We start from the raw sequence: 21,990 nt of genomic DNA on the forward strand, positions 1-21,990 counted from the left end.
CATATTCGCGAAAAGCGCAAATATTCATATCGCGTAATTCGCAAAAATTGCTTGACCTAATATCGCGATAATCGCAAATATCGCGATATGAACGCGAAGCACCTGGACCCAGCTAAATCCATTATAGCCAAAATCGGCATCGAGAAAGTGTCTGCTGTCACTGGGAAGCATGTCTCGCGTGTCTATCGCTGGATGTATCCCAAAGACAGGGGAGGCACCGGCGGGCTCATTCCTCAGCGCGAGGCGTCGGTTCTGCTGGCCTATGCTCGCGAGCGGAATATCGATCTCATCCCAGCAGAGTTTTTTGCTCTGCCAGAGCTCCCCGAATGACCGCTCCCCCTTCATCCCCTTCGCGCGGCCACACCTCCCGGCCTGCTGCGACCCGCGCCGGTGCGATTGACCTGGTCTTTCCCGGCGCGGGTATTTTTCATTTTCCATGCGGGCCTCCTTTAGCGTCGTAACCGCTTCAATCTCACAATTTTGGTCACTTCCCACCATGGGAAAAACGCTGGGTCATTCCCGGCGTGGGAAAGGTTTTGTCTCATGATTTCAAACGCATGGTTTCACCGCATCAAGGCGGCCCAACGGGATCTGATCCGGCTGGTTGGCGGTATCGAGCGGGCCGCACAGGTGTCGTCGATTTCGAAGAGCCATATCGGGCGGATGAACAACGCAACCGACCCGGAGCTGATGCCGCTTCATGCGGTCTATGCGCTGGAAAGCGAATGCGGTGTGCCGGTTGTGACGTCTGCGATGGCGGAACTGAACGGGCGCCGGCTGTCGGACCCGGAGAGCGAGCGGGTTGTCGAGCAATGCGTGGTGGCGGCCTATTCCGACATGGTGCGCAAGGCCGGCGACCTGATCTCGGGCGGGGCGGTTGCGATCTCGGACATGGTGGTGACGCCGGCCGAGGCGACGAAGATGGACCGCGATGCCGCCGAGCTGGAGGCAGGGCTTGGCGAACTGCGCCGGGCGCTTGCGGGGGTGAAGGCACGCGGCGGCCAGAAGCTCGGCTTGAGCGTGGTCGGAGCCGGCCGATGATCCGGGTTGCTTCATCACAACCTGCTCAGACGGCGCGCGACCAGGAGCGGGCACGGCTGGCGCGCCTGGGCGACATTGCCGAGCGCTGCGGACGTGACCAGTGGTCGATCACGGCCGAGGCGCGGGAAATCCACATCACGACCCGGCGCGCAACCGGCGAGGACGCAAAACTCTGCACGATCCACGACGGGGCGCTTGCTGACGAAATCGAACTGATCAGCGGCGCGCTCGAACACGTATGCCTCTTCCTGGCCCTTCGCCAGCGCGCCGTCATCGCCTTCAACGAACTGCAGCGCCAGGCCAAGCCTGCACCGCATACGCTGAAACCCGGCGACTTTGCCGCCAACGCCGCGATGCTCTTGGCCAAGCCCGAGTTCCACCGCTTCCTGGAGCGCAAGGACGCAAGCCGTGTCATTCACACCAACGAACACGCCGACACGGTGTTCAAATCGCTGCTTGGCATCACCAGCAAAAGCCAGCTCAACCGCCAAGGCCAAGCACAAGGCGCCTTCATCCAGCTGCGGGCTGATTTTGAGACCTGGGTGCAGCGGGGGTGCCGATGAGCATCCGCATCTTTCCGGAAGTTTCCATACCGTTCGGCAGCAACCAGGCCACCAAGGCGATGCGCATCACCTGCGCTCACTGCGGTGGCCTTGCCTATTTCCCGGTTGCGACCGGCAGCCAGACTGATGCGCCGGGTGCGGCGGTTCAGCATTTTGAGAACAAGGGCTGGGTGGTCGGCGGCGATCCGGAGACGGATTTCTGCCGCAAGCATTCGACGCCTGCCAAACGCAAGGGACCAAAGACCATGACGAACACCGCGCCGATGGCCGACAAGCCGCGTGAGCTGGGCCGTGAGGATCGCCGCATCATCAATGACAAGCTCGATGAGGTCTATGGCCGCGAGGCGTACAAGGCACCATGGACGGATGCAGCCGTTGCCAAGGATTTGGGTGTTCCCCGCGATTGGGTGGTGCAGGTGCGCGAGCAGTTCTTTGGGCCTGCCGGCTCCAACCCGCTCTATGACCAGTTCATCGGCGAAACCGAAGATCTGGAAAAGTCCTTCCGGGCCTATGCCGACAGCTGTGCGGCAGCCGAGCAGGCGACAGCCGCCCAACGCCAGGCGCACGCAGATCTCACCAAGCAGATGGACGCCTATCGGGCGCTGGCGCGCAAGGTCGAGCGGGAGATCGGCCGATGAATGATGTGACGCCGATTTTGGAACTCCTGATGGACTGCCAGTCTGACGCCGAGCGAGCCGACTGGCTGCTGCGGCTGCCAAAGGGCCTGCTGTTTCGGGACTATGGCACCATTCGCCGGATCCTGGCGGCAGCGCAGTTTGCGCGTGGCGTCGATGCGCTCGATGTGGAGTTTGCCGCGATCAACGCCACACGCATGGCCGATGGCGAACTGCCGGCGGCGATCATGTCGGGCGTCGAGACAGCACGGTCCTACCTGCGCGGCAAGGCCGAGATGGGAGGCGTGTGGTGATGGAACCGGATCACGGCGCAACCTCGCGTGCCTGGTCATGGCGGCATGCGGTCGGCAAGTCCGGCCTGCCGCCGATCACGCGGCTGGTGCTGCACACACTTGGCCTCAAGATGGATGCGACGGGTGGCTCCTGCTATCCGCCGATCTCCGAGCTTGTGGAGCTGACGGGCCTCGACAAGAAAACCGTGCTGAAGCACCTGGAGATCGCCGAACGCGCCGGCTGGATCGAAGTCGGCCAGCACGGCTTTCGTGGGCAGAAATGGAAGCGCAACGAGTATGTCGCGCGCTGGCCTGGTCGTGACCTCACGGGCGAGCCGGCACCTTGTGACGGCCATGAAGGTGGTGGAGGCGTTCCACCACGTTCGAACACCTGCCGGACCCTTGAAGGTGGTGGAGGAGCTCCACCGCCTTGCGGGGGGAAGGTGGTGGAAATGGTTCGCGAAGGTGGCGGAACTGACGACCTGAAGGTGGTGGAGGAGCTCCACCAAGATAAGATACTTCCAGCTAACTATCCAAATAACTCTCCAACTGCAGGCGCAAGCGCCAGCCCAACCGCTGTCGCGGAGGAGGGAGCTTTGCGACGGGCTGATCGGAAGAGAAGCGAGCATGCGTTCACGCTGTGGTTTGCGACGTGGCGCAAGGGCGATGTGGATTTTGCTCGCAATGCCTGGTTTGCCCTGTCGCCAGAAGAGCGCGGCGAATGCATCGAACACACACCGGCCTATCTCAGGTGGGCAAAGCCATCGGAGCTGATGGCAGCGGCGGTTTATCTCAAGAACCGCCACTGGCGTGATCTGCCCGAACACCTGCTCGGCACCCCGGAAAAGACCCATGGCGTGGCAAAACCCTGCGGGAAGCTCTGGATGGGAACGCGGCTTGAGACGCTATCGAAAGACCCGACAGGTCCGATCCACATCACGGCTTTTGACGAGACGCGGATTGCAAAGGGCATGATCTCGCGTGACCAGCTGATGCACGACAAGCGGCGCGACAATGGCTGGCCGCTGGTCAATGCCATGCGTGATCTCGCCCGCCGTCGCGAGCCGTTTACCACCTCGCTTGCGCTTCTGCCGCATGTGGCAGGCTTCCACCCGATCCACCGCGACAGTGCGGTGTTTGCCGCCTGGAAGGCGCTGCATGAGGCCCGCGGCTGGCCGTTCATCGAGTATGCGCCGGAATGGGTCTACTTCCCCGCGGTCGATGCCGAGGCCGAGGATTTGAGCGTTGCCGTCGAGGCAGCACTTGCCAGTTTCCTGTCAGCCATTCGCGAGGGCCTTTCCGATGATCCAGTTTAAGGCCAATCCCCTGGGGACCGATATCAGCAACGACCTGACAAGCGAGATCTCACAACGTGGTCTGGTCAAGCTCCAGCGCATTGCCGATCGTGAGGCCGGCCACAAGCGCTGGCTTGGGATGGCCGGCCGACGCATTGCCGCCGTCTATCCCGAGCATGCCCGCTGGATCTGCCTTCGGGTGATGACGGGGCGGGAGAAGGCGGTCGAGGCAGCGCTTGAGGCGCTCGATATCGAGGCGATGGTGCCGACGCGCAAGGGACCGGAATATCGCCGTCGCGGCCGTGTCATTCCGCCCGCCGATATCCCGGTTCTGATCGGTTACACGCTGGTGCGCTGCGTGCCCTTGGCCACGGCAATGGCAGGCTTGAACACCATCGAGCATGTGATCGGGGTGCTGGGCGGATGGGAAGCACCGGCTGCGATCAATACCGAGTTTATCAAGCGCTACCGGCAGAAGGCCGCAGACGGCGGTTATGATTACGATCGACCGGGCATTGCGGTTCGAAAGGGGCAGAAGGTGACGATTGCCGAGGGGCCGTTTGGCGGGATCGAGGGCACTGTGGTGACGGCGCCATCGGGCACGATCGGGGATGCGGTGGTCGAGTTCTCGATGATGGGCCGCACGGTTGCGATGGTCGTGCCTCTTGCAATCCTCGAACGGTCATGACTATAAGCAAGAACGGACACGCTGATGATCCTGAAGTGAGCCTCTGAACACGCAGTAGCATGCGGGGAGTAATCCTCCCGAGGTCGGTACACCGGTCAGCCCCCACCCTGACGCTCTCGACCCAGAGAGACCGCTTCAGGGCCGGTGCGCAAGCTATGTCCAGATCCCATCTGTTGAGATCAAACCAGCGACATTGAACAAGGCGATCCTTCGGGGTCGCTTTTTTCGTTTTAGGGTTATGCGCGATCAACGATCAGACGAGGCAAGGGCCTGGCGTGGCTGGTATGGGCTGGCACGCTGGCGCAAGACCCGCAAGCACCAGCTGACCATCGAGCCGCTGTGTCGCATGTGCCGGCTGCAGGGCAAGATCACAGTCGCCACCGTCTGCGATCACGTCGAGCGCCACAACGGCAATCCGCAAAAGTTCTGGGGCGGGCCATTCCAGTCGCTGTGTACCCCCCATCACGATGCGACAAAGCAGGCGGAAGAACATCGCGGCTTCTCCACGGCGGCAGGAGCTGACGGCTGGCCGATCGATCCGCGCCATCCCGCGAACCGATGAGGGGGAGGGCGGGTCAAAAGTCAAACGCCCTCTTTGCCGCACACCGGCTCCCACCCTTTCTTCGCAGGGAGCGGGAATTGGAGGCAAAAAGCCACTGCTTTCTAGAGGTATCCATCCATGAAGGGCCGAAAGCCTTTGACCGAAAACGTCGTGCCGCTCACCGAAGACGAGGGACGCGGCGCAAATTTTGAGGCGCGTGCGCTGCAGCGGGCACGCGAGCTGAAACCGGAAGGCCTGCCGTTTACGGTCTCTGTGATCTGGGACCGGCTGTCGCCGTCGCTGTGCGATCCACGCAAGAACCGGCTGAACGACACGAATGTCTTCATGTTCGAGCAGCTCTGCTGGACGGTCGAGCGCCATGAGCGGCTGCGCGTCGATATCACCGACAATGGCGAAACCTATGAGACCAAAACCCGCAACGGCAAGCAGCAGAAGAGCCGCCCCGAAGTCGGGCAGCTTAACGAGACATGGCGGCAGATCCGGGCGCTTGCCAGCGATTTTGGCATGACGCCATCGGCTGAACGCGGATTGCAGGCAGGCGGGCAACTTGGCTTCAGCTTCACAGACAATGAAGGGTTCGATTGACGTCGAGATCCCGGAGATCAGCTACGAAGACGATCCGGTCACCGCCTGGGCGGCTGACGTGCTTCGCGGCAACGTCATTGCCGGACCGCATGTCCGCAATACCTGCCGGCGCCATCTTCTCGATCTGCGTGACGGGCCGGATCGTGGCCTGGTCTGGGATCTGGAAGAGGCCAAGAAGCGCATAAAATGGTTCCATGACAAGCTTCGCCTGAATGGCGGCCAGTTCGAGGGTCGGCCATTCAAGCTGCATCCAAGCCAGGCGTTCCGTGTCGGCTCGCTGTTTGGCTGGAAATGGGCCGAGACCGGGCTTCGCCGCTTCCGTCGCTTCTATGACGAAGAGGGCAAGGGCAACGGCAAGTCACCGCTGCTGGCCGGTATCGGCATTGCGATGATGGTGGCCGATGGCGAGCCGCGCGCCGAAGTTTATGCAGCGGCTGCCAAAAAGGACCAGGCGCAGGTTCTCTTCCGTGATGCGGTTGCCATGCGCGACCAGTCGCCGGAGCTTGCCAAGCGCATCAAGCCATCGGGCATCGATCCGGTCTGGCAGCTCACCTACATCAGCACCAAGGGCGACAAGCGGTTCTTCAAGCCGATCTCGTCGGATGCTGCGCAATCGGGCCCGCGTCCGTCCTGCGCGCTTTGCGATGAGGTGCATGAGCATCCGAACCGCGACGTCATGGAAATGCTGGAGCGCGGGTTTAAATTCCGCCGCCAGCCGCTCCTGGTCATGGCGACCAATTCCGGCTCGGACCGCAAGTCTGTCTGCTGGGAAGAGCACGAACATGCGGTGAAGGTGGCAGCCGGCATCATCGAGGACGACACGACGCTGTCATTCGTCTGCTCGCTTGATGAAGGTGACGATTGGGAGAACGATCCGTCGTGCTGGGTAAAGGCCAATCCGCTTCTGGATGTCACCGTCACGACGGACTATCTCGAAGGCGTCGTGAAACAGGCACGCCAGATGCCTGGCAAGCGCAACGGCATTGCGCGGCTGCACTTTTGCGAATGGACGCAATCGGTCAATGCGGCAATCAAGCGGGAAGCCTGGGTCGCCTGCCGCAAGGATCTGGATCTTCCGGCGCTGATTGCCGGTGGCTATCCCTGTTATGGCGGGCTTGATCTGTCACGCACGCGCGACTTTACCGCATTCACGCTGACCTGGGTGCTGGATGCGACAAAAGATGCCGAGCGGCTTGCGTCAAAGACATGGTTCTGGACGCCGGCCGATACGCTGAAGGATCGGGCGAGTACCGATCAGGCGCCCTATGAGCTGTGGTGCGACCAGGACCACATCGAGGCAGTCCCTGGCCAGCGGCTCAAATATTCCTGGCTTGCAGAAGCGCTTGCCAGGCTTTGCGCGCTCTATGCCCCGCTCGAAATCGGCGGTGACCAATACGGGCTTGAGCAGCTCCAGGAGCATTTGTCGGGCGATGGTGTGTCCCTACCGATCACCATCCACCCGCAGGGCTTCCAGAAGCGGATCATCGACCGGGACAGAGACGCGCCAGAGGGCGAGCAGGAGCTCTATCTCTGGATGCCGCACAGCATCAACATGTTTGAAAACGCGCTTTACGAACAGCGGATGGAGATCGATCCGAACCCGATGCTCGATCTCTGCGCCGCAAGCGTCGTCTATGCGGAAAACCGAACCGGCCACCGCATGTTCGACAAGGAAAACGCCTTTGGGCGTATCGACGGCATGGTGTCGACGGCGATGTCTGTGGGCATCGCGCTCTGTCGCCAACGCCCGGAAGAAAACCTCGACGACTTCCTCTCAAACCCCGTGATGGTCGGTATCTGATGGCGAAACGTAGCAAACGCGGTGCAGCGACTGTGCCATCCAACGTCACGCGCGAGGAGCTGGTTGCCAAGGAAAGGCGCTTGAGCCTGAAGGACAGTGCCGGATGGGCGGCAGCCTTTGGCACCAGCAATCATGCCGGAAAAACCGTGACGCTCAATACGGCGATGCAGCTGGCGACCGTCTGGGCCTGCGTTCGCCTGACAGCGCAGGCGGTGTCCTGCCTGCCGCTGTCGATCTTCGAGAAACGCGGCGACAATAGCCGCGTGAAGGTCGAGGCCGACGATGCGCTGGTCGATGTCTTGTGCGAAAGCCCGAACGAAGACCAGACGCCGCTCGAATTCTGGGAAACCATGGTCGCCTGGCTGATGACCACGGGCAATGCCTATGCGGAAAAGGTCGAGATCGGCACGCGCCTGAGTGCGCTGCAGCCAATGCCCAGCACGCATTGCCATCCGTTCCGGGATGCTGACGGCGCCTTGAAGTTCAACGTCATTGATCGCGGCAAAAGCGAAATCCTGCCACGGGAAAAAGTCTTTCACCTCAAAGGCTTTGGTTTTGGCGGGGATGTCGGCCTCTCTCCCATCCAGTTCGGCTCGCAGACCTTTGGTTCCGCAATCGCCATTGACGAGGCGGCGGGCCGGCTGTTTGGCAAGGGGTTGCAGGCCAGCGGCATCCTGTCGTCGGAAAAGATCCTTGATCCGAAACAGCGGGCAGATCTGGAAAGTATCATGAGCCGGTTTGTCGGCTCCTCGAATGCCGGCAAGCTGATGATCCTGGAAGCCGGTCTCAAATACGACCGGCTCTCGCTCTCGCCCGTTGATGCGCAGATGCTGGAAAACCACCGCTTCTCGGTGGAAGAAATGTGCCGGTGGTTCGGCATGCCGCCGATCATCATCGGGCACGCCGCGCAAGGGCAGACGATGTGGGGCTCGGGCGTCGAGCAGATCCTGCTCGCCTGGCTGACGCTTGGCATCGATCCGCTCTGCGATCGGATCGAGGCGCGGATCAAAAAGCAGCTGATCCGGCCAAGTGGCAATCGCCGGCGCTATGCCGAGTTCAACCGCGAGGCGCTGTTGCAGATGGACAGTGCCGCCAAGGCCTCGTTCCTGTCGGTGATGACGCAAAACGGCCTGATGACGCGAAACGAAGGCCGGGCAAAGCTCAATCTTCCGCGTGTTGATGGCGGTGACGAACTGACAGCCCAGACAAACCTTGCGCCGCTTTCGGGGCTGGGCGCGACAAGTGATGGCAATACAGCCCGCGCCGCGATGCGCGCCTGGCTGCAAGGCGAAACAGATAAGGTGGCCGCATGACCCTTCGTATTCTCCCAAGTGCCGCCATTGGTATTCGCCCTGGCCTGCATTCGAAAGTGACGGCACGGGCGTTCGAGAACTGGAACCCGGATATCCGGCAAGTCGCCGGCACGGCTGAAACCATCGAGAACACCATCTCGGTTCTCGATGTGATCGGCAATGATGCCTGGGGCGAGGGGGTGACGGCCAAACGTGTGGCCGCAGCCCTGCGTTCGATCGGCGACCAGAATGTCGTCGTCAACATCAACTCGCCGGGCGGCAACTATTTTGAGGGCCTGGCGATCTACAACACGCTTCGCGAACACAAGGCCAAGGTGACGGTGAAGATCCTCGGGGTGGCCGCCTCGGCCGCCTCCGTGATCGCGATGGCGGCCGACGAGGTGCAGATCGCCCGCGCCGGCTTCCTGATGATCCACAATGCCTGGGTCGTGGCCGAGGGCGACCGTCACCAGCTCCGCGAAGTCGCAGACTTCCTTGAACCGTTCGATGCGGCCGCCGTCGATATCTATGTGGCGCGATCGGGGATGGATGCCAAAGACGTGGCAAAAATGCTCGATCGGGAAACATGGATCGGCGGGGCAGAAGCGGTCGAAAAGGGTTTGGCCGATGCGCTTCTCTCTTCTGACGAAATTGCCGCCTCTCCGCAAAACTCGGCCGCTGCGAAGACGCGGGTCGCCGCTCACCGCGTCGATGATCTTCTGGCGCAACTCAACGTGCCGCGCTCCGAGCGGCGCGATCTGATTGCGGCTTTAAAAGGGGGCATGCCTGGCGCTGCCTCAACCGGCATGCACGACGCTGCCGTCCTCACGGAGGTCAACGACCTCCTCAAATCCACGCTCAACACCTTCAAAACGTCCGTCTAACGCCCGGACCCAAAGGACACATCTCCCATGAAACTCTTCGCTCTTTGCGGAGCGATCGCGCTTGCCGTGATCGCCACCGCCTGCTTTGCCATGCCGTCTTCCGACCTGGTGGCGCATCTCACCTCGATTGCCACGACCCATCCGCCCGCCATGGCGATGGTTGCCATGGTCGCCCATCCCCAGAGCCTTCGAAAGGCCCGCATGCCGGCCGTGTCTGCATCACTCCTGATGACCGCGCTTCCCTCCGGCATCATCGGCTCGGTTCGCAACGAGGCCAATGTCGAAAAGCTGCTGGCCGACGTGAAGGCCTCGCTGAAGGAAGTCTCCGACGGCGTCAAGCAGACCGCCGAAGAAGCCCTTCGCCAGGCGAAATCTGCAGGCTCCGTTTCCGACGAGATCAAGCAGAAGGCCGACAAGCTTTTGTCCGATCAGGCCAAGCTTGCTGATACCCAGAACAGACTGACGGAAAAGGTCGAGCAGCTTTCGACCCGCAACACCGATCTGGAACAGCGCCTGGCCTCGCGCCGGGGCGGCAATCAGGATGAGCCGAAATCGCTTGGCCAGATGGTCGGTGACCATGCCAATGTAAAAGCCTTTGTCGCAGCCGGTGCCAAGGGCACGGTGAACGTCTCGGTGCAGAACGCCATCACCACCTCGGTCGGCTCGGCCGGTGCGCTCATTACCCCGCAGCGTGATGCGGAAATTGTCGGCATGCCGCGCCGGCAGTTCTTTATCCGTCAGCTCCTGCAGGTGGGCACCACGACCTCAAACAGCATCGAGTTTGCCCGCATGGTGGCGCGGGTGAATGCGGCAGCCGCAGTCGCCGAAGGGGCCTTGAAGCCGGAATCCAATTACACCTATGAGCCGGCCGATGCGCCGGTGCGCACCATTGCCCATTGGGTGCCGGTGTCGCGCCAGGCCATGGACGACATTCCCCAGCTGCAGAGCGAAATCGATGGCGAGCTGCGCTATGGGCTCGATTTTGTCGAGGAAGCCCAGATCCTGAAGGGCGACGGTCTCGGCCAGAACCTGCACGGTCTGGTGCCGCAGGCGACCGACTATGCCGAGCCGGCGGGCATTACGGTTGCGGCCAAGACCAAGATCGATGTGCTGCGCCTGGCGCTGCTTCAGGCGTCGTTGGCTGAATATCCGGCCGATGGCATTGTGCTGAACCCGATCGATTGGGCCGATATCGAACTCACCAAGGATGGCGAGAACCGTTATCTGTTTGCCACCATCATTCAGATGCTCGGCCCGCAGCTCTGGGGCCGGCCGGTGATCTCCACCCAGGCGATGGCGCAGGATGAGTTCCTGGCCGGTGCCTTCAAGATGGCGGCCAAGGTCTGGGATCGCATGGATACGGAAGTCGCGATCTCCTCGGAAGACCGCGACAACTTCGTCAAAAACATGCTCACCGTTCGCGCCGAAAAGCGCCTGGCGCTCGCCGTCAAGCGGCCGAAGGCCCTGGTTGCCGGCGACTTCACCACGGCCCTTGCCGCCTGATCAACGGTGATCGGCTGATGACGGCGGGCAGCAAAACGCTGCCCGCCCGGTGATGCCCGATGAAGCGAGGGAGAACCCACATGGAAATCAAAGCGAGACGCAGCTCGTATGGCGAATACGGCAATGTGCGCCGGGGCGAGGTGATCACGGTCGATGACCGCCTGGGCAAGGCGCTGCTGCAGAAGGGCAATTTTGTTGCCTATGACGCGAAAGCCGAGGCCAAGGCCAAGGCCGAACGCGAGGCCGAGCAACAGGCAGCCGAGGCCGCCAGACAGTCGGCCGAGCAGGAGAGGGAGGCGGCCAAGGACTCTCAGGCGGCCGAGCTCGAAACCCTGCGATCAGAGCTGGCCGACAAAACCGCCCGCATCGCGGATCTGGAAAAGCAGCTGGGCGCAAAGACGGCTGCCCTGGTCGATGCCGAAAAGAAGGTGGCGGCTCTGTCCAAATCGGAACCCGGCGTAGAACCGGCCGGCACCAAGGGCAAAAAGTGATGGCGGCCGATCTCAGGGTGGTTGAACCACCCGTACCGATCGTCACGCTGGAGGATGCCCGCCGGCACCTGGCCGAACTGCCAGAGGAAGACGAGGCCTATGTCGAAGGCCTCATTCTGGCCGCCACGACCTGGATCGATGGCCCGACCGGCTGGCTTGGGCGGGCGCTTGGCATCCAGACGCTCGAATATGCCATGGAAGACTTCCACTCTGACGCTGACGGTTACATCCACCTGCCGTTCAGTCCGGTGCTGGAGCTGGTCTCGATCCGGGTCCGCATCGGCGCCGATAGCTTTGAGAAGATCCCGCCTGCCGAATATGAGATCGATGCGGGCGGCGTCTATCCCTTGTCCGGCGCCTGGCCATTCGTGTCCGGGCGCAATCAGCGTGTCATCATTCGTTACAGGGTCGGCTGCGCCAAGACGGCGGGCATGCCGGCGGTCTGGGTGGTGAATGTGCCGGAGCCGATCCGCTTTGCCATCCTGCTTCTCGTTGCGCACTGGTACCGGAACCGCGAGGCCGTGGTGATCGGGCAAAGTGCGGTCAATCTCCCCTTTGCGGTCGATGCGCTTTTGCAGCCCTACCGCATCTATCGATAGGAGTGACCATGGCCCGTGTCCGGTTCCTCAGAGATTTTGACTACCGGCCGCCCGTGTTTGGCGTGACCATCGCTTACAAGGGTGGCGAGACTTACACCGTCAAACGCGACTGCGCCGACCAGGCGTTGGCCGCAAAGGCGGCGGTGACCGTCAGGGCGCCGCGGCCGGCGCCAAAGGCTGGCAGCGATGCTTGATGCCGGCAGTCTGAAAGAGCGGGTGGCGCTCGACAAGCGGGCGCGGGTGAATGATGGCGCCGGCAATACTCGCTCTGACTTTGTCGAGCAGTTCCAGCGCCGGGCAGCCTTTGTCTATGCCGGTGGCAGCGAGGCGGTTGTTGCCGAGCGCCTGCAGGGTCGGGCGATCCTCAAAGTGCGCCTGCGCAAGGATCTTTTGTCCAAAACCATCGGCACGGATTGGCAGCTGCGCGATGTGAGGCGCGGCACGGTCTATGCGATCCGCGAGGTGGATGCCGTCACCGATCCGCTTTGCGTCTTTCTCACCGTCATCAGCGGGGTTGCCTCATGAAGTTCATCGGACTGGAAAAGCTGCGCCGGCGCCTCGAGCGCATTCCGGCCGAGGTGCGCAAACGCGCAAAAGCCGAGCTGATGCTGCAGGGACGAGAAATCAATATGTTGCAGCGGTCGCTTGTGCCGAAGGATGATCTGACGCTTGCCGGCACAATCCGTTCCGAGCCGCTGCCCGACCCGGAAATCGGCGTGGTTATCAGGGCCGGCGGTGCCGCGACCACAAAGCCGGTGCGCAACTCGGAGAAGGGCAATTCCCCGACCTATGACTATGCGCTGGGGCAAGAGTTCGGCCGCGAGGGCATGCCCGCCAATCCATTCTTCTTGCCAGCCATCCGGGTGCGCAAGAAAAAGGCGAGGGCGCGTGTTCGGGCTGCCGTGCGCCGGGCGCTGAAGACGGCGGGTAAAGGATGAGCGATGATCCAAGCCTTGCCATTCAGGTGGCGCTTGTGGCGCGCGTGGCCGAGCTGACGCGCGAAGAGGTCGCCGGCCGCGTCTACGATGATGTGCCGGCGGCAGCTGAGCGCATTGCCGATACCGGCGCGGACTTTCCTTATATCTCGATCGCCGACGGCCAGCTCGTGCCGATTGATGAAGACTGCTTTGACCGCTCGACCACCTTCATCAATCTCAACGTCTGGTCGCGGACGATCGGCTATCCTGAAGCCAAGCGTATTGCGGGCGTTCTTCGCATCGGCCTGCATGAACAGGACCTGGCGATTGCAGGCCACGTCCTCGACCGCATGCGCGTCGAAAACATCACCTTCAGCCGCGACCCCGATGGCGTCACCCGCCGTGCGCGCCTTGAACTGTCGGTTGAGACCCAGCCGCAGGCTGACTGAAACCCTCATCAAACAATCCCGATCATGGAGACCATCGTCATGGCGACGACTAAAAAGCTATTGGTGCAGTTTGGCGACGGCGCCAATCCGCAGGCCTTCTCGCATGCCTGCACCATCAACACCTCGCAGGATTTTACCGTCGAGGCGACGACCACCGATGCCACCGACCCCAATTGTGAAAACCCAGATGCCCCCGGCTGGGTGCTGCGCTCGGTCGATACGCTCTCTGCCAGCATCAATGGCGCCGGCACCATGGACCCGATGAGCTACGGGCGTCTGCGCGACCAGCAGCTGTCCGGTGAGCCGATCGATGCCCGCGTGCTGATCGACCTGCCGGCAGCACAAGGCGGCGGCCATTATGCCGGGCGCTACGTCATCACGTCGCTTGGCATTGCCAAGGAAGGCAAGGGTTATGTGTCCTGCACGATCGCGCTGCAGTCTGACGGTGAAGTGGTCTGGGTCGGTGCGGCATGAGCGCACCACTCGCCCTTCCATTCGCTGGCAAAAGCATGGCCTTCCGATTGGCCATCGGCCAGCTGCAGGAGCTGCAGCTCGCCTGCAATGCCGGACCCGCCACGATCCTTGCGCGCCTCATGGCCTCGCAGCCGCAGGCCGCCAATGCCAGGCGGCCGGACCCGGAGAACTATCCGCTCGGCGCATCCGACCCGGACTTTCTGGCAGACTTCAATGCCTATGCCCTGTTGCGCGGCATTGGCGGTGATTGGCGCGTCGAGGATGTGCGCGAGACCATTCGCCTTGGGCTGATTGGCGCCGGCATGACGCCGACCGACGCCTTTGGCATGGTCACCCGCTATGTCGATGACATGGCGCGATCTCCCCTGGTCGACAATGTCGGGATCGCAGCCGCCATCCTGCATCACGCGCTCACGGCCCCGGAGGGCGAGCGGCCGGGAAAGCCGTAGACCGGGAAGACGAGGGCGACGGGCGCCTAGTCTTCTCGGACTTCTATGGGCCGGGAGCCATCATGGGGTTTGCGCCGGCTGCGGTGGACAGCATGATGTTATGGGCGTTTGCCGCCTGTGCCGATGGTTATGCCAGGGCTAATGGCGCGGAAGACGTGCCGGATGCGCCGAGCTTTGAGGAGCATCAGGAGATGCTGAGGAGGTTGGTGGGGTAGTGAGATGCCGGCGAGGTTGCCTGTTCGCGAGATTGCTATTGTCGCCTTCGGAAGCCTATTGTTAATCTACGTGTCAGGCAGAAAATTCGGGGCACAAGTTCCTAACGCAGCACTCCTAAATCGGCCCAGTGCAATCATTCGGCTTGATGAAGTGTTCGCTCCGCGACCTCAACGATCTTGGCTGTCAACGTAGCCAAACGGTCTGCTGCGAAGCGGTTGATGTGCCAGTACAATGGGATATCTAACGTCCTGCCAGGAATCAGTTCCACCAAGCGACCTGCTGATAGATGGTTCCGGACGAGGTGTTGTGGATTCATCCCCCATGCCATGCCCATGATTGTCGCGTCCACAAAGCTCTGTGTTGAAGGCAACCAGTGAGTGGGGAGCCGCACGTCGGCATGCAGATTGCGCCGGACCCAACTAGCTTGAAGTCGATCCTTCTGGTTGAACGTCAGAGTTGGTGCATCGGACAGGGCCTCCGGTGTGACGCCGGCAGGGAAATGCCTAGCGACAAATGCTGGACTTGCCGTTGCGTGATATCGAAGTGCGCCGAGCGTATAACGGCGGCATCCCGACAGGAGTTTCTCGGAACCTGACACGGCCGCTATGACCTTCCCTTGGGCGAGCCATTCTGCCGTATAATCTTGATCATCGACCGATATTTCGAAGAGAAAGTTGGATGACTTCGAGAACTCGGAAACTGCTTCAAGGAACCACGTACCTAGACTGTCGGCATTGGTGGCTACCCGCAGAGTATATCGTTGATGTAGGTCGTCATTATCGACCAGCGCAGGAAACCTCGTGAAGAGCTCGTGTTCGAGAATCCCGACATTCTCCATATGACTGCAAAGCTGATCCCCTTTCTCGGTCGCTGTGCAAGGATTACCCCGCACTACAAGGGCGGTGCCGAAGCGCTCCTCTAACTGCTTAATGCGTTGAGAGACCGCCGATGGCGTTACGTTCAGGGACAAGGCAGCCTTCTCAAAGCTGCCGGATTGAACAACGGCGAGGAGAACTCGGAGGGCGCTATAATCGAACATGGTTAGCCAGACTTAATCACGGTAAGTATGTTTAACTATCCTAATGTGGGAGTGGCGTCTATGGATCGGTCCATCACTGCGGACGATCAGGTCGCCACCATGAATCTAACTGCCTTCCTTGCTGGGATGACGATGGGGCTGAGCCTGATCGTCGCAATCGGTGCCCAAAACGCGTTTCTGCTGCGTCAGGGCCTTCGGAACGAACACGTCTTCGCCGTCTGCTTCGTGTGTGCGCTTTCCGACGCAATCTTGATCATTCTGGGTGTCACCAGTCTTCAGCAGATCGTACGGTGGCTCCCTTGGCTCGATCCCATGATGCGGTACGGAGGGGCAGCCTTCCTGCTCTGGTACGGGGCGAAGAGCCTGCTGTCCGCGCTTAGAGCTTCCGGTGCTCTTGAGATTAACGACGGCACGTCGGTGAGCTTCGCCAGAACTTTGGCGATGTGCCTCGCTCTAACCTGGCTAAATCCTCACGTATATCTGGATACCGTCGTGCTCCTTGGGACGATCTCGACTCGTTTCCCGGGACACCAGTTCGAGTTCGCCGCCGGAGCAACGACAGGCTCATTCCTCTTCTTTTTCTCTTTGGGATATGGCGCAGTTCGCCTTCGACCGATCTTCTCGCGACCGTCGGCATGGCGCATTCTCGAAGCCGTCATCGCATGCGTGATGTGGCTGATTGCGTTCAAGCTGCTGACCGGCATTTGAACATCCAGAATAGGAAAGATCGGATGATCAACCCTCTGTTTCTTCGCGCCTTGAAATGTAGGTAAGGCGAGGGCGCCTGGTCTTCGCGGACTTATATGGCCTCGGCCCCATCATGGGGTTTGCGCCGTCTGAGGTGGACAGCATAATGTTATGGGCATTTGCTGCCTGCGCCGATGGCTATGCCAAGGCCAATGGGGCGGACGAGGTGCCGGAGCCACCGAGCTTTGAACAGCATCAGGAGATGTTGAGGAGGTTGGCGGGGTAAGGGAGCGGGATCTCTGCTCCAGAGTTGAGGGCGTCCAGGCGACCGGAGAAATCTACTAGATAGGTGCCCGAACCATCATCCTGTCGTCTTTGACGCAGGTCACGACAACGCGATCAGCAACGTTGCCCGCCACGATTTCCGTGCATTCCGGCAACCGGCGCAAAATTATGCCGACTAGCAGTCGGCTGGGAGCCTGCGTCAGCTCGCTTTGGGGAACGATGCCGATCATTCCGGGAACGGCTTCATCTCTCTGGACCGCTTTGCCCCAATTTTGCCAAGCGAAAAAAGATGCCGACTTCGGTGAAGCTACGCCTGCCTCTTCAACTGCCCAGCTCAAGAACGTGCCACCCCATGGGACGCCCGCTGTATTCTGGGATTTCGGCCAACTCGGGACTGCCTTCCAATATTGCGCGATACGTTCTGCATCGGCCGTGGAGTCATTCTCGTGAACGCCGAGTTCGCCAAATGCCGCTTTCAATATTCGCCCTGTTGCACCCGTTGCGCCGAGAAGCGATAGCTCATCATCCTTTGTGCTTGTCCAGCGGGTATACTTGAGCACGCCTCCTGGCGTGGCCGCGGTGTCACCGATGCTCTTAAGTTCTTGAACCGATGCCCAATTGCTTGTCTCTGTCTTCACAGTCACCGTTTGGCCGCCGACAAGCAGGTCCGCCTTGGTAATCAGCTTTCGCTCAACACCGTCGGTCTGCTGACGCAAAGTCATATAATAATTGCCGGTCGCTGCATTTATGGTGAGATATTTGTCACCGCGTTGCGTGAATTTGACGTCGTGTTCTGTTTCATCTTCAAGCGAAGAAAGGGAGACGCCTGTTATCTTCGTTGATGTTGTTAGCTCTACAGTGAAAGCCGGTGGCCACAGGGCGTCCCTGAGCCAAGTGCCTAGGGCGGGAATGACAGCTGTGGTCGCGCTGTCTAAAACAGCTATAACAAAGGCAACTACCAGGGAAAATACTGCAGGGCGAGCGCCTTGCATCCTAAACAGGCGGGCCGCACTTCGCCATGGCATTTCAACCATATGTGCCTCCGAATGTTGTCGCTATTATAAAAGACCTTACATATTTGGGCATGACGATAATATACAAATTTTTATAACCAAAAATACGTAATTATACTAAGTTAGTCCGACCTTCTCTGATGTGGCTGATTAGCGTTCCGCATGTTCGCAGCGGTGGCCTTGATGCCCGGAATGCACGCCCGCACCCGCTAGTCGGCCCCTTTTCAGAACTCATAAAACCCAATCAGGACACATCATGGCCGTCACCCTTGATGAGCTTCGCGCTGTCATGCGCATGGAGCTCAACCCCTTCATGAAGGACCTGCAGAAGGTCAACGGCGTCACGGCGCAGACGGCGCGCAAGGTCGAGACGACGTGGCTTGCGACGAACAAGCGGCTCGACAATATCGGCCGCAACATGGCCCATAGCCTCGCGACGCCATTGCTCGGCATTGGCGCGGCGCTGTCGGTGGATGCCGTCCAGCGATATGCCGACGCCTGGACCACGGCAAAGAACAGCCTGGCGGTGGCCGGCGTGGTTGGCGATAACCAGACGGCGGTTCTCGATCGCCTGTATCAGTCGGCGCAGGACAATGCCGCACCGATCGGGGCGCTGGCAGATCTTTTCGGCAAGGCTTCGCAGGCCTCCGACGTGCTGGGCGCAAGCCAGGGCGAGTTGCTCAAGTTCTCGGACGGCGTGGCAACGGCACTGAAGGTGGAGGGTAAGAGCGCAGCTGAAGCATCCGGCGCGCTGACCCAGCTCGGGCAGCTGCTCGGCCAGACCCGCGTGCAGGCGGAAGAATTCAACTCGATCAACGAAGGCGCACGGCCGATCCTGATGGCGGTCGCCAACGGTCTCGATGAGGCCGGCGGATCTGTGTCGAAGCTGAAACAGCTGGTCAACGACGGCAAGGTGTCGGGACAGCAGTTCTTTCAGGCTTTCCTCAAGGGGCTGCCGAGCATTCAGGCCATGGCCGCCAATGCCACGCAGACGATCGAGCAAGGCATGACGAAGGTGAACAACGCCTTCACCAAATATATCGGCCAGACCGATGAAAGCCTTGGCGCCAGCGCGCGCCTGGTCGCCGGCCTCAATGCGCTTGCTGACAATTTCGAGCAGACGGCGGATGTCGTGCTGAAGGTCGCCGCAATCATTGCCGGCGCCCTGGTCGGCCGCTCCATTGCTGGAATGATTGCAAGCCTCGGCCTCGCCACCACGGCGGTCTTCCGGTTTGTGGCCGCCATTCGTGCGGCCGGCACCATTGCCGGTCTCGCCACTGCCATGAGCGGCCTCACGGTCGCCGCCGGCCCGATTGGTGCCGTGATCGGCGCCACGGCTGTCGGGGCGCTGGCGCTGTTCTATTCCGGCTCCGCGGAAGCCAGCGAAGGGGCGGCTCTGTTTGAAGAGCGCCTGAAGCGCATGGGCGAGGCGGCAAACGAAGCTGCCCAAAAGACGGAAGATGCCGGCGACCGTATCAACGCGGTGCTGGTCAATAAGCTGCAGAAGGAAGTGGCTGCAACCACCAACGCGGCGGCTGAAGCCTCCGAAGCGGTTTCCGATCTGTTCGACAATCTGTTCAGGAACGTCGATCGCGATACGATCTCGCCGGCACAGCTCGCCCAGCTTGAAGAACTGAAAGCCGGTCTCGACAATGGCAGCGTCAGCGCAGCCGGTGCCAAGAACGCACTTTATGCGCTGGCAAATTCGAACCCTGATTTTCAGGGGGTGGCGGATGCATTTGCGCCGCTGCTGGATCGTCTCAAAGAGGTCGTTGAAGGCGCCAAGGCTGCCCGTGCGGAACTGGCTGGCACGACGGGTTCAACACTCTCGGAAGAGCAGATTGCCGGCTACAAGCAATATGCCGCCTCGCGTGCGCAAGGCGAGGAGATGCTGCGGATCGGCAAGGCCTATTCGGAAGAAGCCCAGCGCCAGAACGGTTTGAGCCGTGAGCAGTTGGCGATCGAGAAGGAAATCGCCTCGATCCGCAAGGATCTCACGGAAAAGGGCGGCTTCCTGCCGGAAGATCAGATCAAGGCACAGGCGGCCGCCAATGTCGCAGCATCCGAAGCCCGCAACAAATCCGGGCGCTCGGGCTCCAGCTCGATCAAGCCAACGGCTGACAGCCGGTTTGACGGCGATATTCAGGCGATCCGCGACCGCACGGCGGCATTGATCGAGGAACAGAACATCGTCGGGCAATCCTACCGGGAGCAGGAAAAGCGGCGCCTGGCACTCGACCTTGAACAGTCGGCACTTGCCGATCTGCGCGAGGAGGCGCGGCGCAAGGGGGCAACGGATCTGGAAAGCATCCAGCTTTCCGCCGAGCAGCGGCAGAAGATCGATGAGGCCTCGGACGCCTATGCGCGCCAGGCCGATATCCTGCGCCAGGTCACCGAAGCGCAGGACCGCGCCGATGATGCCGCACGTGAGTTCTACGACAACTTCAAGAGCAATACGCTTGATGCCATCACGGGGGCAAAGAGCCTCGGCAATGCACTTGCCAATCTCGCCCAGCAGCTCGGTAACATGCTGCTCAGCAGTGCCTTTGATTCGCTATTTAAGCCGGCCTCAGGCGGTTCGGGCGGCGGCGCGTTTGGCAGCCTGTTTTCCGGTTTCGGCAACATGTTCCGTGCCACAGGCGGGCCGGTGCGCAAGGGGCAGCCCTATGTCGTCGGGGAAAACCGCCCGGAACTGTTCGTTCCGGATCAAAACGGCAAGATCGTCCCGCGTGTGCCGTCGATGCCGAAACTGCCCGACATGTCGCAGATGCGAGCGTCGTCTGGGGCCATGAGCATGACCTTCGCGCCTGTGATCGATGCGCGTGGCGCCGATGTCGAGGCGGTCAAACGGATCGATGAAAGCCTCAAGCGAACGCAGCGCGACCTCAAGGCAACCATCCTCACGACTGTGCGGGAGGCGCCGGGGAAGAATGTGAAGTTGCGGTGAACGTGGCGCAACTGGCGTTCCATGGCAAAGCACAGCGGCTACGCTCTTCGTTCGGTTAGCGGATCCGGCAACTTGGATCCGAATGCACTTGTGCTGCAATGGGTGCCGGCATGGTGAAAGGTGGGTGGCCGGGAAAGGTCACGATCTTAATCAATCTGCCGGTTGCACCTTCGATTTGCTTTGTAGCTTGTGCGATGATCGGAGCGGCATCTTCACTTCGTAGAATCGGACGAGGTATGGTTTGAGGCGACACCACTGGCCGCAGCGAGATTTGCGGTGACACGGACCGCCCGATGAGATGCGACACCTCGGGCATAGGTCGGGTGACCCGCCCTTCCGTCTGCAGCTGGCGAAGTTCCTTCAAGACATCAACGTTGTAACCGCTGGCGGCCAGATCATCCAAGCTGGTCGCGAAATCCCCGCGCACTATCTCCTCTATTCGTACCGGCGTGAAACTAACGTTGGTGCTCGCCTGTTGGCTGTCGCGATATAGCTTGCAGACCAAGTCGGCTAGGATGTTTTGGGTCGTGCTCGAAGGAGCCGCAAGGTAGTTGATGTACTCCTCTGCAAAGAGGGAGAACGCATTTTCAGCCTGAAGTCTGGTGATCAAGACGTTCATTTGACTTTCCATCGCACCATTCGCGCTCTTTAGCCTCGCATTCTCCCCCTGTGCGGCTGCCAAGTTGTTCGTTGCTGCTTTTAGCTCCGTTTGGAGCGGAACCAGCGCTGCTTGTATCAGGGCGTCCCTTTGCTCTTTTTCGCGGGCTTTCCCAATCGACGTGGCGGCGCCAACGACCGTGCTCAAAACAACAAACACCGTGCTGATAACGGCCACCCACTCGCGGACAGTCATCGATTTAATTATGTGAAATAGCGACGGTTCTTTATTCGGTTCTGGAGCGGGCGTAATGACATTAGTCGTAGCAGGCGGCAGCAAATCCTGCTGATCCGGGCTCGGTGAAGGCGCGGATAATGATCCGTTTGCAGTCGGGGGTGTCTTCGAGTCCATGCACGGGCCTCCTGACCTATTTTACCATACAGCACGCCGGCGTATTTACACTAGGATCCTGTGGATTCTTTCTGCATAACCTTGTTCAGAACTCAGGGCGTAATGCTGCGGGAAACTTGAATCGATACGGGCGGCGAGGGCCCTAATTGAGCTCTTCGTCATAGAGCCCGCGTCTCCCATTTAACCGATCTACTAACGTCGGTGCCGCCGCCACCCCCGCGACATCACCGGTGTAAATACCACTTCATCTGGCGTCATACCCCTTTTTAACCGGGCATAGAACAGGGTCTCGCT

The 21,990-nt window shown here is 60.7% G+C and carries 27 protein-coding genes; 23 read left to right on the forward strand and 4 right to left on the reverse strand.

Features of this window, described 5'->3' with window-relative positions; translation table 11 throughout:
- Positions 1 to 24: 24 nt before the first annotated feature.
- The gene (locus tag AC4CWF_RS02240; protein ID WP_491283517.1) at positions 25 to 438 is read right to left on the reverse strand and encodes a hypothetical protein; all 414 of its coding nucleotides are present in this window, start codon (positions 436 to 438) and stop codon (positions 25 to 27) included.
- A 105-nt stretch (positions 439 to 543) separates the two neighbouring features.
- On the opposite strand from AC4CWF_RS02240, the gene AC4CWF_RS02245 reads away from it, so the two are divergent.
- The 21 genes from AC4CWF_RS02245 to AC4CWF_RS02345 all read left to right on the forward strand — a co-directional run bounded on the left by AC4CWF_RS02245 (position 544) and on the right by AC4CWF_RS02345 (position 14,715).
- Positions 544 to 1,041, forward strand: a complete 498-nt coding sequence (locus AC4CWF_RS02245) for a hypothetical protein (RefSeq protein ID WP_491283518.1) — start codon at positions 544 to 546, stop codon at positions 1,039 to 1,041.
- Entirely contained in the window at positions 1,038 to 1,604 is a 567-nt protein-coding gene (locus AC4CWF_RS02250; RefSeq protein ID WP_491283519.1) for a hypothetical protein, read from the forward strand. The genes AC4CWF_RS02245 and AC4CWF_RS02250 overlap by 4 nt, the downstream gene beginning before the upstream one ends.
- Positions 1,601 to 2,242: a hypothetical protein gene (locus AC4CWF_RS02255; protein WP_491283520.1), complete on the forward strand. Its 642-nt coding sequence runs from the start codon at positions 1,601 to 1,603 to the stop codon at positions 2,240 to 2,242. The genes AC4CWF_RS02250 and AC4CWF_RS02255 overlap by 4 nt, the downstream gene beginning before the upstream one ends.
- Positions 2,239 to 2,532, forward strand: coding sequence for a hypothetical protein (locus AC4CWF_RS02260; RefSeq protein WP_491283521.1), 294 nt, complete (start codon positions 2,239 to 2,241; stop codon positions 2,530 to 2,532). Before AC4CWF_RS02255 ends, AC4CWF_RS02260 begins: the two co-directional genes overlap by 4 nt.
- Complete coding sequence (locus AC4CWF_RS02265; RefSeq protein WP_491283522.1) at positions 2,532 to 3,827, forward strand: helix-turn-helix domain-containing protein; 1,296 nt, start codon at positions 2,532 to 2,534, stop codon at positions 3,825 to 3,827. Before AC4CWF_RS02260 ends, AC4CWF_RS02265 begins: the two co-directional genes overlap by 1 nt.
- On the forward strand, positions 3,814 to 4,494 hold the full coding sequence (nusG, locus tag AC4CWF_RS02270; protein ID WP_491283523.1) for a transcription termination/antitermination protein NusG: 681 nt from the start codon (positions 3,814 to 3,816) through the stop codon (positions 4,492 to 4,494). Before AC4CWF_RS02265 ends, nusG begins: the two co-directional genes overlap by 14 nt.
- Positions 4,495 to 4,732: 238 nt before the next feature.
- Complete coding sequence (locus AC4CWF_RS02275; protein WP_491283524.1) at positions 4,733 to 5,056, forward strand: HNH endonuclease; 324 nt, start codon at positions 4,733 to 4,735, stop codon at positions 5,054 to 5,056.
- Between the two features lie 117 nt (positions 5,057 to 5,173).
- Positions 5,174 to 5,641, forward strand: a complete 468-nt coding sequence (locus tag AC4CWF_RS02280; RefSeq protein WP_491283526.1) for a P27 family phage terminase small subunit — start codon at positions 5,174 to 5,176, stop codon at positions 5,639 to 5,641.
- Positions 5,625 to 7,442 (forward strand): terminase large subunit, encoded by a 1,818-nt coding sequence (locus AC4CWF_RS02285; protein ID WP_491283528.1) that lies wholly within the window; start codon positions 5,625 to 5,627, stop codon positions 7,440 to 7,442. The genes AC4CWF_RS02280 and AC4CWF_RS02285 overlap by 17 nt, the downstream gene beginning before the upstream one ends.
- Complete coding sequence (locus AC4CWF_RS02290) at positions 7,442 to 8,755, forward strand: phage portal protein (RefSeq protein WP_491283529.1); 1,314 nt, start codon at positions 7,442 to 7,444, stop codon at positions 8,753 to 8,755. The genes AC4CWF_RS02285 and AC4CWF_RS02290 overlap by 1 nt, the downstream gene beginning before the upstream one ends.
- Positions 8,752 to 9,618 carry a head maturation protease, ClpP-related gene (locus AC4CWF_RS02295; RefSeq protein WP_491283530.1) on the forward strand — a complete coding sequence of 289 codons (867 nt, stop codon included), beginning with the start codon at positions 8,752 to 8,754 and terminating at the stop codon, positions 9,616 to 9,618. The genes AC4CWF_RS02290 and AC4CWF_RS02295 overlap by 4 nt, the downstream gene beginning before the upstream one ends.
- A 27-nt stretch (positions 9,619 to 9,645) precedes the next feature.
- Entirely contained in the window at positions 9,646 to 11,121 is a 1,476-nt protein-coding gene (locus AC4CWF_RS02300) for a phage major capsid protein (protein ID WP_491283531.1), read from the forward strand.
- Positions 11,122 to 11,201: 80 nt separating this feature from the next.
- Entirely contained in the window at positions 11,202 to 11,612 is a 411-nt protein-coding gene (locus AC4CWF_RS02305) for a DUF7302 family protein (protein ID WP_491283532.1), read from the forward strand.
- On the forward strand, positions 11,612 to 12,211 hold the full coding sequence (locus AC4CWF_RS02310; protein WP_491283533.1) for a head-tail connector protein: 600 nt from the start codon (positions 11,612 to 11,614) through the stop codon (positions 12,209 to 12,211). The genes AC4CWF_RS02305 and AC4CWF_RS02310 overlap by 1 nt, the downstream gene beginning before the upstream one ends.
- 8 nt (positions 12,212 to 12,219) lie before the next feature.
- Positions 12,220 to 12,405: a hypothetical protein gene (locus AC4CWF_RS02315; protein ID WP_491283534.1), complete on the forward strand. Its 186-nt coding sequence runs from the start codon at positions 12,220 to 12,222 to the stop codon at positions 12,403 to 12,405.
- The gene (locus AC4CWF_RS02320) at positions 12,398 to 12,736 is read left to right on the forward strand and encodes a phage head completion protein (protein ID WP_491283535.1); all 339 of its coding nucleotides are present in this window, start codon (positions 12,398 to 12,400) and stop codon (positions 12,734 to 12,736) included. Before AC4CWF_RS02315 ends, AC4CWF_RS02320 begins: the two co-directional genes overlap by 8 nt.
- On the forward strand, positions 12,733 to 13,149 hold the full coding sequence (locus AC4CWF_RS02325; protein ID WP_491283536.1) for a hypothetical protein: 417 nt from the start codon (positions 12,733 to 12,735) through the stop codon (positions 13,147 to 13,149). Before AC4CWF_RS02320 ends, AC4CWF_RS02325 begins: the two co-directional genes overlap by 4 nt.
- Positions 13,146 to 13,577 (forward strand): DUF3168 domain-containing protein, encoded by a 432-nt coding sequence (locus AC4CWF_RS02330; RefSeq protein ID WP_491283537.1) that lies wholly within the window; start codon positions 13,146 to 13,148, stop codon positions 13,575 to 13,577. Before AC4CWF_RS02325 ends, AC4CWF_RS02330 begins: the two co-directional genes overlap by 4 nt.
- A 39-nt stretch (positions 13,578 to 13,616) precedes the next feature.
- Positions 13,617 to 14,051: a phage tail tube protein gene (locus tag AC4CWF_RS02335; protein WP_491283538.1), complete on the forward strand. Its 435-nt coding sequence runs from the start codon at positions 13,617 to 13,619 to the stop codon at positions 14,049 to 14,051.
- A gap of 35 nt (positions 14,052 to 14,086) precedes the next feature.
- Entirely contained in the window at positions 14,087 to 14,500 is a 414-nt protein-coding gene (locus AC4CWF_RS02340; protein WP_491283539.1) for a gene transfer agent family protein, read from the forward strand.
- A 62-nt stretch (positions 14,501 to 14,562) separates the two neighbouring features.
- Positions 14,563 to 14,715 (forward strand): hypothetical protein, encoded by a 153-nt coding sequence (locus AC4CWF_RS02345; RefSeq protein WP_491283540.1) that lies wholly within the window; start codon positions 14,563 to 14,565, stop codon positions 14,713 to 14,715.
- A 134-nt stretch (positions 14,716 to 14,849) separates the two neighbouring features.
- Here the strand turns inward: AC4CWF_RS02345 and AC4CWF_RS02350 are convergent, their stop codons facing one another.
- The gene (locus AC4CWF_RS02350; RefSeq protein ID WP_491283541.1) at positions 14,850 to 15,755 is read right to left on the reverse strand and encodes a LysR family transcriptional regulator ArgP; all 906 of its coding nucleotides are present in this window, start codon (positions 15,753 to 15,755) and stop codon (positions 14,850 to 14,852) included.
- A gap of 99 nt (positions 15,756 to 15,854) precedes the next feature.
- Between AC4CWF_RS02350 and AC4CWF_RS02355 the strand changes: the two genes are divergently transcribed.
- On the forward strand, positions 15,855 to 16,463 hold the full coding sequence (locus tag AC4CWF_RS02355) for a LysE/ArgO family amino acid transporter (protein ID WP_491285160.1): 609 nt from the start codon (positions 15,855 to 15,857) through the stop codon (positions 16,461 to 16,463).
- Between the two features lie 320 nt (positions 16,464 to 16,783).
- On the opposite strand, the gene AC4CWF_RS02360 is transcribed toward AC4CWF_RS02355, so the two are convergent.
- Entirely contained in the window at positions 16,784 to 17,761 is a 978-nt protein-coding gene (locus AC4CWF_RS02360; protein ID WP_491283542.1) for a hypothetical protein, read from the reverse strand.
- A 235-nt stretch (positions 17,762 to 17,996) separates the two neighbouring features.
- Here AC4CWF_RS02360 and AC4CWF_RS02365 point away from each other — a divergent pair, with 235 nt between their 5' ends.
- Positions 17,997 to 20,687, forward strand: a complete 2,691-nt coding sequence (locus tag AC4CWF_RS02365) for a tape measure protein (protein WP_491283543.1) — start codon at positions 17,997 to 17,999, stop codon at positions 20,685 to 20,687.
- Between the two features lie 55 nt (positions 20,688 to 20,742).
- Here AC4CWF_RS02365 and AC4CWF_RS02370 read toward each other — a convergent pair whose 3' ends face one another.
- Positions 20,743 to 21,696, reverse strand: a complete 954-nt coding sequence (locus AC4CWF_RS02370) for a hypothetical protein (RefSeq protein ID WP_491283544.1) — start codon at positions 21,694 to 21,696, stop codon at positions 20,743 to 20,745.
- Positions 21,697 to 21,990 lie beyond the last annotated feature (294 nt).

The organism is Neorhizobium sp. PAMB6630, from assembly GCF_058242775.1.